The organism is Paenibacillus sp. TAF43_2 (genome assembly GCF_052113545.1).
Lineage (GTDB): Bacteria > Bacillota > Bacilli > Paenibacillales > Paenibacillaceae > Pristimantibacillus.
In genome coordinates, this window is sequence record NZ_JBFRDK010000210.1 from 1 (window position 1) to 9,855 (window position 9,855).

Sequence of the window (9,855 nt, forward strand, 5' to 3'; positions counted from 1 at the left end):
GAGAATTTCCTCTGGCGCAGCGATCTATGCGGCATTGCAAGTTGCGAAAGAGCTTGGCGAAGGAAAACGTGTTGTTGCGATTGTTCCAAGCAATGGCGAACGCTACCTTTCCACACCGCTGTTCAACTTCGAAAACTAATTTTTACTGCCTATATCGAACAGCCTTTCATTCCTCGGAATGGAAGGCTTTCTTTTTAGTTAGCTATTCTGTATACTGAGCAAAATAAGTCAAGTATTCGGGGGTTGAAGGTGATGATCACCGCGATAGAGCAATGGACTCGGTGGCACGCCGAACAGAAATATACGACGCTGCCATTCGTTAAAGAATTACCTTTTGAGTTCGGTAATCGGGCGAACGTAACGTCATGGGAAGAAGTATGGCAGGACGCTTCGCCGCATGCTTTTGTACTAGAAAGCGGCAAGGACGGACGATATACGTATTTGGGATTGCATCCTGACGGGGTTATCCGTGGAAAAGGGCTGCAAGCAGAGTCGATACAATTCCATTCGCTAGAGGAGCAAAGCAAGCGCCGCTGGGAAGGCAAGCCGCTTGAGGTTGTGAGAGAATGGATGAGCGGTTTGCTGGGGCCGAAGCTTGAGAATGGGCCCAAGTGGGTTGGCGGCTGTATCGGATTCTGGGGTTACGATGTCATCCGTTCGATCGAACGATTGCCGGTGCTAGCCGAGGATAATCAGGATATTCCCGATTATTTATTCATGCAAATGAATGAAATATGGATCATCGACCATGAGCAATCAAAAGTGTATTGTGCTGTCCATTCAAAAGTAGATCAAAATGCGGATCAAGAGGAGCTGCGTGCTGCTTATGACCGTGCTTCATCTAGAGCGGAAGGGATGACCGACTACTGGTTAACCTGGTTTGATGAGGAGCGTGCCCAAGCGAAAGCGATATCGCTTCGAGCAGAACGTCAGCGCTTGTTGWCAGATGATTTATTGCAATTGGATGTGGATTCGATTACTGGCATCACATCGCCTTTCTCGAAGCAAGCATACATGGACGCCGTTCGCAGCATTCAGCGATATATTGAGCAGGGTGACGTTTTTCAAGTGAATTTGTCCGTTCGTCAGAGCAAAGCGATTGCGGCTGCGCCGGAAGAACTTTATGAATGGATTCGACTAGTTAACCCATCGCCTTATATGGGGTTTCTGCGTTGTCCTGATTTTCAGATTGTATCTGCATCACCTGAACTTCTCGTTGAGCTCAACGATAACAAGCTGATCACAAGACMGATAGCTGGAACGCGTAGACGCGGGCGAACGGAGGAAGAGGATCGGCGCCTGGCTGACGAACTTCTCACGAATGAGAAGGAGCGGGCGGAGCATATTATGCTCGTTGACTTGGAGCGGAACGATCTTGGGCGGATTTCAACCTATGGTACGGTTAAGGTCGAAGAGTTTATGGTTATTGAACAATATTCGCATGTTATGCATCTTGTTTCTCAGGTAGTAGGACAGCTTGCAAACGGCAAAGATGCTTATGATGTTATATCGGCTACCTTCCCCGGAGGAACGATTACAGGTGCTCCAAAAATTCGCACAATGGAAATCATAGAAGAGCTTGAACCGACACGCAGAGGACCGTATACGGGCTCGCTTGGATGGATTGACTACAGCGGAGATTTGGAATTTAATATTATTATTAGAACAATGGTGCTTCAAGAAGGCGTTGTTCATATTCAAGCGGGAGCAGGCATCGTTATTGATTCTGAGCCGGAGCGGGAATATAAAGAATCGCTAAACAAGGCGAAGGCATTATGGAAGGCCATTCAGTACAGCGAACGGTTTGCAGCAGTTGATTTGGCAGCGGAAACGGAAAAAGGGGGAGCCTTAACATGATACTTGTCATCGATAATTATGATTCCTTTACGTACAATTTAGTACAGTATTTGGGTGAGCTTGGGGAAGATATTACGGTAAAAAGAAATGACGAAATAGATTTAGCCGGAATCGAAGCATTAGCGCCCGATCATATTTTAATATCACCAGGTCCGTGTTCACCGAATGAAGCGGGCATTAGTTTATCTCTAATCGAGCATTTTAAAGGTAAAATCCCGATTTTTGGCGTATGTCTTGGTCATCAATCGATCGGACAAGCATTTGGCGGGGAAGTGGTACGTGCGGAGAAGCTGATGCACGGCAAAACGTCTGCCATTTATCATCAAGGAAAATCTGTGTTTGAAGGTTTGCCATCACCTTTTACCGCTACTCGCTATCATTCTCTTATCGTACGCCGTGAAACACTGCCTGATTGCTTGGAAATAACAGCGGAAACCGATGAAGGAGAAATTATGGGTTTGCGTCATAAGGAATATGCAATTGAAGGGGTGCAATTTCACCCTGAGTCCATTATAACGGAGCATGGCTTGACGATGCTTCGTAATTTCTTGCAAAATCGGACGGGCGCAGTGCGATGAAGGTCGGACTGAACGGCTCCGTAATGGATGCGAGCGAAGCCGTGATCTCAGTTTATGATCACGGCTTTTTGTACGGTATAGGTTTGTTCGAGACTTTCCGCACGTATGAGGGGAAACCTTACTTACTAGACAGGCATATGAAGCGGTTATGCTCAGGCTGTGATCAGCTAGGAATTCAGTACACGCCTAATATGGAGGAGCTGCGCTGCTCCGTTAACGAGCTACTTGTGGCGAATGAATTAAAAGATGGCTATATAAGACTAACCGTCAGTGCAGGCGAAGCTGAGCTAGGGTTGCCGACAGGAGATTATGAACAGCCGAATGTGTTAATGCTTGTAAAGGCTTTGCCGCCGGTTAATGATGCGGTTCATATGCGCGGACGGGAGCTGCGGCTTTTGCAGACAAGGAGGAATACGCCTGAGGGCGAGGTTCGCTTTAAGTCTCTCCATTATATGAACAATATTATTGCTAAGCGAGAGCTGCTTGCCAGTGGTGCTGCGCCTGGGGCCGAGGGTCTTATGCTCAGCCGAGAAGGATGGTTGGCGGAGGGAATCGTGAGCAACTTGTTTTTTGCTAAGGACAATGTTGTATATACGCCTGAACTGGCCACCGGTATATTGCCGGGCATTACACGCGAGCGAGTTCTGGAGCTGGCTGGCAGTGCAGGGTATGAAACCGAAGAGGGCCTTTATAGCTTGGAGAAGCTGCAAACGGCCGATGAGATTTGGCTCACCAATTCCATTCAGGAGCTCGTTCCCGTTACTCTGTTATCAGAAGCTGGCGGGGTGAGTAGAGTTATCGGCAACGGTCAAGCAGGGTCTATTACGAAGCAATTGCTTACTCTTTACCGACAGACGACAATTGACGGTGATGCTGGAGCTATCTAAGTTCTATAATCATGTAACCTTAAGAAGAAGGATGGCGGTCTAACAATGGATCAACAACCAAATTTCTATAAAAGAGCATATGAGTTTGGCAGCGGAACGAGGCTGGAGCTGGGCGGGCGTACGGTGATTATGGGCATTTTGAATGCGACACCTGATTCTTTCTCGGACGGCGGGAGTTATACGAGTGTGGATGCGGCTCTTGCCCGTGCGAAAGCGATGGTGGAGGAAGGCGCTGATATTATTGATATTGGCGGTGAATCGACACGTCCAGGATTTGAGCCGGTGGGAGTGGAGGAAGAGCTGCGGCGCATCCTTCCTGTTATTCAGGCATTGCGTAAGGCGCTGCCGCACATTCCTTTATCCATCGATACATACAAAGCTGAGACTGCGCGGCACGCGCTAGAGGCAGGCGCTCATATCATTAATGACATTTGGGGGCTTAAGGGTGACCCTAATATGGCCGCAGTTGCAGCTGAATATGCTTGTCCTGTCATCATCAATCATAACCGCCATGCAAGAGACTATAATGATTTTGTTCCCGATGTACTTGCAGATTTGCAGGGCAGTGTAAGCATTGCGCGAACGGCTGGCATCGCTGAAGATCAAATCTGGCTAGATCCGGGTATTGGTTTTGCCAAAACCTATGAGGATAATCTGGAGCTGCTTGGGCGTCTATCCGAGCTGCATGCACTTGGGTATCCGGTGCTGCTTGGCACCTCGCGTAAACGTTTCATTAAGCAGACGCTGAATCTGCCTGTTGATGAGCTTGTTGAGGGAACGGCTGCGACGGTTGCTCTTGGCATTGCGCATGGCTGCCAAGTCGTACGTGTGCATGATGTGCGTGCAATTAAGCGTACCGCGCTTATGACGGACGCCATTTTATATCGACATTAATTGTGTTGTTGAATGCCGTTTCTTATTTTAAATAAGGTACATCGTTAGGAGAGTGGCTATAATGGATAAAATGATGATCAAAGGGATGAGGTTTTACGGCTACCACGGCGTATTTCCTGAAGAAAACAAGCTAGGCCAGAAATATTATGTGGATGTTGAGCTCAATATGGATTTGGAGCAAGCGGCGTTAACCGATGATTTGAACAGTACGGTGAATTATGCAGAAATCCACGCTCTCACGAAAACGATTGTAGAGGGCCCTCCGTTTAAGCTTATCGAAGCTTTAACAGGTCACATTGCATCGCAAGTACTGGAAGTTTATACTATGGTAAATGAAGTGACGGTTCGAGTAACGAAGCCAAACCCGCCGTTTGATATCCATTTTGACGGAGTAACGGTAGAACTGCGCAGAAAGCGGGACAATGATGGACGAACAATTCCCGCTTGATGGCGCACAGGCAGAGGCATATATTGCTTTAGGATCTAACATGGGAGACCGTGAGCAACTGCTGCTGGAAGCGATTAGCCTCATCGATGCGCACCCGAACATCGTGGTAAGCAGAGTGTCGGGCATGTATGAGACTGATCCGGTAGGCTACACAGAGCAACCTCCCTTTATCAATATGGCATTAGCTGTACGAACGACACTATCTCYATTAATGCTTTTACGTCAGCTTTTGGAGTACGAGCAGCAGCTCGGTAGAGTTCGACAAATTCGTTGGGGACCGAGAACCATTGACCTTGATCTGCTCCTATACGATAATGTCAGAATGGATCAAGAGGAATTAACTTTGCCGCATCCGCGTATGATGGAGCGGTCGTTCGTTCTCGTTCCGCTGCATGATGTTTTGGATCAAACACATCGGCTGCAGTCCGAGGTAAGCGCAGTATCTGAAGCAGCGCTTCTGGATGGAAAGGAAGGCATTACGTTATGGAAAACAATCAATTGGCGCAGCGCGTCAGAGCCTTTCGAAAGCTGAAGGGCTATACTCAGCAGGAGCTGGCCAAGGAGCTTGGCGTATCGGTGGCCGTTCTTGGCTCATTGGAGCGAGGAACAAGAAAGACGGATACGAAGTTATTAAATCATATCGCTAAGACGCTCGGAATCAGCTATGAGGAATTAATGTCTGATAACCGTGAATAGTGCAGTCTGGTACACAAGACATGAACATTAAGCAATTAGAAGAGGAGGAAGGAGCGACATGCTGAAAATCGGTGGCATCGAAATGAAGAATAGAGTGGTGCTAGCGCCGATGACAAGCGTGTGCTATCCTGCCTTTGATTAATTGCCAAGGAGTTTGGAACGGGTCTTGTATGTGCGGAGATGGTAAGCGACAAGGCCATTTTGCATGGTAGTATACGGGTAAGGCTAATTGGGACATTATAAAGGATGTCAAAGTAGCGGTATCGATTCCCGTAATTGGGAATGGCGACGTTTTCTCACCAGAGGATGCAAAAAGGCTGCTCGAACATTCCGGCCGTGATCCGATGGTAGCGATTTTGGAAAACTACGTTCACTCGCTTGGAGAGGACGAAGAATTCCAAGCTGTCAGTGCTGTTTCAGCAAAGAAGCGGGTTCTGCAGAAGTAGACGCTTACTAAAATACAAATAGATCGGTTATGCGATTTACCCCGTAACGGGAGCGAGTCGACACCATTCGACAAAAGCCGCTATCATGCGGCTTCTGCTCTACATTTCAGAAATGAAACGGTTTCAATGGGTCGTCTGGCTTTGATTGACATTCAGGGTAACTTTGCAATATAATCGTGCAATATAATCTAACGAAGACATCAAGAGCGCTTCAAACAACAGTTGGTATGAGGAATAAGAAGCGTAATATATTAGGTAACAGTGAATTCATACAAGGTATGAAAAATTAGTCACATGACAGGAGAATCGGAAAGATGAACGATAAGCAAATCATTCTGACTCAAGAAGGGCTGCGAAAGCTCGAAGATGAATTAGAGAACCTAAAGTCGGTCAAGCGTCGTGAAGTAGCTGAACGTATTAAAGTAGCAATTGGCTATGGTGATATAAGCGAAAACTCGGAATATGAAGATGCGAAGAATGAGCAAGCATTTATCGAAGGCCGCGTTCTTACCCTTGAGAAAATGTTGCGCAATGCGCGTATTATAAATAATGACGATATTGATATTGATACCGTGAGCATCGGTTCGATCGTAACGGTTGAGGATATGGAGTATGGCGACACAATGGATTATTCCATTGTTGGTACAGCGGAAGCCGATCCTTTGCAAAACAAGATTTCAAATGAAAGCCCGGTTGGTAAAGCGATTCTAGGCAAGAAAAAAGGCACCGTTGTCGAAGTTAGCGTACCAGTCGGCATTATTCAATACAAAATTCTCGATATCAAAAAATAATGTTTGCTATGAGCGGTTCAAAAAGCTTCCTTGTAGGAAGCTTTTTGAACGTTTAAAATATAAGAACGTATATTACAGGTCTATACATTGCTTATATTTTATTGCGAAACGAGATTTTGCTGCATGAATCCGGTGACAGCTGCTTGCTTTTGCCGAATGATCAAGGAGATGAAAGAAGTGGAACAAGAAAACAATGAACAGCAGGAGCTAAGTGAGCTTTTGCAAATTCGCAGAAACAAATTGGACGAGCTTAGAGGGTTAGGTGTGGATCCATTTGGCCGAAAATTCGAACGCACTCATAACGCCAAAGATATTGTACAAGCCTATGAAGGGCTCAGCAAAGAAGAAATAGAAGAAAAAGCGGTTGAAGTGCGTATTGCTGGCCGTATTATGCAGAAACGCGGCATGGGCAAAGCGGGTTTTGCTACGATTCAAGATTTGAGCGGCAAGGTTCAAATATATGTTCGTAAAGATTCCGTTGAAGAGCATAAGTTTGCAGCTTTTGATTTGCTGGATATCGGTGATATCATTGGCGTAGTAGGCGTTGTATTCAAAACGAATACAGGCGAAGTCTCTGTCAAAGCACGTGATATTGAAGTTTTGACAAAGTCGCTTCTTCCATTGCCTGATAAATATCATGGCTTAAAAGACGTAGAGCTTCGTTATCGTCAGCGTTATGTTGACCTTATCGTGAATCCCGACGTCCAACAAACCTTTATTACTCGTTCCAAAATCATTCAATCCATGCGTCGCTACCTAGATTCCCGCGGGTATTTAGAAGTAGAAACACCAACACTGCATTCCATTGCAGGCGGTGCTGCAGCACGGCCTTTCGAAACGCATCATAATGCGCTGGACATGCAGCTCTACATGCGTATTGCAATCGAGCTTCATTTGAAGCGACTAATTGTAGGCGGATTGGAGAAAGTATATGAGATCGGCCGTGTATACCGGAATGAGGGGATTTCGACTCGCCACAATCCAGAGTTTACAATGATTGAGCTTTACGAGGCTTATGCTGATTACAAGGATATTATGGCATTGACAGAGAATGTCATCGCACATATTGCACAAGAGGTTCTTGGAACAACGAAAATCACTTATCAAGGCCAAGAGATTGATTTGACGCCTCAGTGGCGCCGTGTCAGCATGGTTGAGCTTGTCAAAGAAACGACTGGCGTAGATTTCGGCGTGGAAATGAGCGACGAGGAAGCCCATCGTTTGGCGAAAGAACACAAAGTTGCCGTTGATCCGCATATGACATTTGGTCATATTCTCAACGCCTTCTTTGAACAGTTCGGTGAGCATACGCTTATTCAGCCAACCTTTGTTACAGGACATCCGGTTGCTATTTCGCCGCTTGCTAAGAAGAGCGAAGCGGATCCACGCTTCACCGATCGATTTGAGCTATTCATCGTAGCACGCGAGCATGCTAATGCATTTACGGAGCTTAACGATCCGATCGATCAGCGTGAGCGTTTCGAGTCGCAGCTTGTTGAGCGTGAGCATGGAAATGACGAGGCGCATGAGATGGATGAAGACTTTATCCGCGCTCTGGAATACGGCATGCCGCCAACAGGCGGACTAGGAATCGGTATCGACCGATTGATCATGCTTCTAACAGATGCTCCATCTATTCGTGATGTACTGTTGTTCCCTCATATGAGAGATCAGCGTTCTGCTGAATAAGAAAGAAACAAGAAACCGTTTGGCTTTTAGCAGCCAACGGTTCTTTTTTTTTCTAATATCGAGAATTTGCAACAACAATCCTTAAAAACATTCAAATTATGATTGATATTGTAGTACAATCTATTGATTTGCTAGATTCATATGGTAGAATAGAACTAATAAAGCGCTACACGATAACGGCAAACCTATCGAAAGGTAGGGACGCAAAGCTAAAGGGCCTTCCGTATGATGGCAGCCAGCTACCGAATGAACAGGCTTTTTTTTGTTTGTATAGGGGAAATTCATCACAAAGCGCTTCACACGATAATGGCAAACCTATCGAAAGGTAGGGACGCAAAGCTAAAGGGCCTTCCGTAAGATGGCAGCCAGCTACCGAAGGGAGTATATTCATGCGTAAATTTATGTTAGTCATCGCAGCTTTTGTTCTTTTTGCATCCATCCATGTAACGGTCGTTCAGGCAAATGAAGCGGACTCTTCTGATTGGCTCAACACGGGGAATTTAGATAAAGGTGTTGTCTCCGTACAATATGCAGTGAGCACTAAAGTGAAAACGAAGCTTATGATCGCAAAAGGCGCATCAAATTATACATATAATCTAACCAGCGGAAAAACAGCTGAGAAGTTTCCATTGCAGCTTGGCAATGGCGAATATACGATATCTCTTCTAGAGAATACAACAGGCAACAAATACAAACTGGCGAAGAAAGAAACCGTGACGCTTGATTTAAAAGACAACAAGGTTTTGTACTTGAATTCCATCCAGAACATTGACTGGTCGAATGCGAGCAGCGCCATCGTCAAGGCAAAAGAATTAGCGAGCAATAAAAAAACGGATATGGAGAAAGTAAAGGCAATCTACGAGTATATTATTACGAATGTAAGTTATGATAATCAATTAGCTGCTAATCTGTCAGTTGATTACCTCCCCAATATTGATCGCACATTTAAATCGAGAAAGGATATTTGCTACGGATACGCTTCATTGTTTGCGGCAATGCTGCGGAGCGTGGATATTCCTACGAAGCTCTTGATGGGACAATCTACTTATGTGGATGTTTATCATGCTTGGAACGAAGTATACTTGGATGGGAAATGGGTTACGATTGATACGACAGTTGATGCGGGTCTAAAGAAGGGCAAGAAAAAGTATGAGCTTATCAAGGATGCAGCTCAATATACAGTTACAAAAACATATTAGAAGTCATACGAGCTTGCGGAAATCGCAGAGCTCGTTTTTTTATGTCTTTCTTCAATATAGGTGAGGAGGAAGCGAAGCAACGATTACGCAAATAGAAGGCAAATAGGAGTGTTGAAAACTTTTTCGTAAATAATGAAAAAAACACTTGCAATGCTATATACGCCTATGATATATTATCTAGGTCGCCAACGAGATACACGGTCGACAAGAGAGAAAAGATTGCTCTTTGAAAACTGAACAACGAGTAATAACTGCCTCGCAAATCCTTCGGGATAAGCGAAAAAAGCGATAAAAAAGTAATGAGCATTTCAAACACCAATTTGGAGAGTTTGATCCTGGCTCAGGACGAACGCTGGCGGCGTGCCTAATA

General features: G+C 45.5%; 10 protein-coding genes, 2 pseudogenes and 2 riboswitches. All 12 genes and pseudogenes read left to right on the forward strand.

Annotation, left to right across the window (positions count from 1 at the left end; all coding sequences use genetic code 11):
* Positions 1-139, forward strand: a pseudogene (locus AB4Z17_RS28910) (cysteine synthase A); the annotation flags it as partial.
* Positions 140-252: 113 nt separating this feature from the next.
* Positions 253-1,857 carry an anthranilate synthase component I family protein gene (locus AB4Z17_RS28915; RefSeq protein WP_441963668.1) on the forward strand — a complete coding sequence of 535 codons (1,605 nt, stop codon included), beginning with the start codon at positions 253-255 and terminating at the stop codon, positions 1,855-1,857.
* Positions 1,854-2,435, forward strand: coding sequence for an aminodeoxychorismate/anthranilate synthase component II (pabA, locus tag AB4Z17_RS28920; protein ID WP_076271315.1), 582 nt, complete (start codon positions 1,854-1,856; stop codon positions 2,433-2,435). The genes AB4Z17_RS28915 and pabA overlap by 4 nt, the downstream gene beginning before the upstream one ends.
* On the forward strand, positions 2,432-3,322 hold the full coding sequence (pabC, locus tag AB4Z17_RS28925; protein WP_441963669.1) for an aminodeoxychorismate lyase: 891 nt from the start codon (positions 2,432-2,434) through the stop codon (positions 3,320-3,322). Before pabA ends, pabC begins: the two co-directional genes overlap by 4 nt.
* Positions 3,323-3,367: 45 nt before the next feature.
* Positions 3,368-4,216 (forward strand): dihydropteroate synthase, encoded by an 849-nt coding sequence (gene folP, locus AB4Z17_RS28930; protein WP_441963671.1) that lies wholly within the window; start codon positions 3,368-3,370, stop codon positions 4,214-4,216.
* A 61-nt stretch (positions 4,217-4,277) separates the two neighbouring features.
* The gene (folB, locus tag AB4Z17_RS28935) at positions 4,278-4,664 is read left to right on the forward strand and encodes a dihydroneopterin aldolase (protein ID WP_076271318.1); all 387 of its coding nucleotides are present in this window, start codon (positions 4,278-4,280) and stop codon (positions 4,662-4,664) included.
* Complete coding sequence (gene folK, locus AB4Z17_RS28940; protein ID WP_441963673.1) at positions 4,639-5,196, forward strand: 2-amino-4-hydroxy-6-hydroxymethyldihydropteridine diphosphokinase; 558 nt, start codon at positions 4,639-4,641, stop codon at positions 5,194-5,196. Before folB ends, folK begins: the two co-directional genes overlap by 26 nt.
* Positions 5,148-5,360, forward strand: a complete 213-nt coding sequence (locus AB4Z17_RS28945) for a helix-turn-helix domain-containing protein (RefSeq protein ID WP_054025845.1) — start codon at positions 5,148-5,150, stop codon at positions 5,358-5,360. Before folK ends, AB4Z17_RS28945 begins: the two co-directional genes overlap by 49 nt.
* 58 nt (positions 5,361-5,418) lie before the next feature.
* A pseudogene (locus AB4Z17_RS28950) lies at positions 5,419-5,585 on the forward strand (tRNA-dihydrouridine synthase); the annotation flags it as partial.
* A gap of 535 nt (positions 5,586-6,120) precedes the next feature.
* On the forward strand, positions 6,121-6,597 hold the full coding sequence (gene greA / locus AB4Z17_RS28955) for a transcription elongation factor GreA (protein WP_076271320.1): 477 nt from the start codon (positions 6,121-6,123) through the stop codon (positions 6,595-6,597).
* Positions 6,598-6,753: 156 nt separating this feature from the next.
* Entirely contained in the window at positions 6,754-8,286 is a 1,533-nt protein-coding gene (gene lysS, locus AB4Z17_RS28960; protein ID WP_339209447.1) for a lysine--tRNA ligase, read from the forward strand.
* A gap of 168 nt (positions 8,287-8,454) precedes the next feature.
* A riboswitch (cyclic di-GMP riboswitch) is annotated at positions 8,455-8,533 on the forward strand.
* Positions 8,534-8,584: 51 nt separating this feature from the next.
* A riboswitch (cyclic di-GMP riboswitch) is annotated at positions 8,585-8,663 on the forward strand.
* A gap of 12 nt (positions 8,664-8,675) precedes the next feature.
* A complete protein-coding gene (locus tag AB4Z17_RS28965; protein WP_441963676.1) occupies positions 8,676-9,485 on the forward strand; it encodes a transglutaminase-like domain-containing protein in 810 nt (269 codons plus the stop codon).
* Positions 9,486-9,855: the final 370 nt, after the last annotated feature.

Coding starts and splice junctions, on each gene's coding strand:
- pabA (WP_076271315.1), top strand. CDS start 1,854: ATGATACTTGTCATCGATAATTATGATTCCTTTACGTACAATTTAGTA.
- pabC (WP_441963669.1), top strand. CDS start 2,432: ATGAAGGTCGGACTGAACGGCTCCGTAATGGATGCGAGCGAAGCCGTG.
- folP (WP_441963671.1), top strand. CDS start 3,368: ATGGATCAACAACCAAATTTCTATAAAAGAGCATATGAGTTTGGCAGC.
- folB (WP_076271318.1), top strand. CDS start 4,278: ATGGATAAAATGATGATCAAAGGGATGAGGTTTTACGGCTACCACGGC.
- AB4Z17_RS28945 (WP_054025845.1), top strand. CDS start 5,148: ATGGAAAACAATCAATTGGCGCAGCGCGTCAGAGCCTTTCGAAAGCTG.
- greA (WP_076271320.1), top strand. CDS start 6,121: ATGAACGATAAGCAAATCATTCTGACTCAAGAAGGGCTGCGAAAGCTC.
- lysS (WP_339209447.1), top strand. CDS start 6,754: ATGATCAAGGAGATGAAAGAAGTGGAACAAGAAAACAATGAACAGCAG.
- AB4Z17_RS28965 (WP_441963676.1), top strand. CDS start 8,676: ATGCGTAAATTTATGTTAGTCATCGCAGCTTTTGTTCTTTTTGCATCC.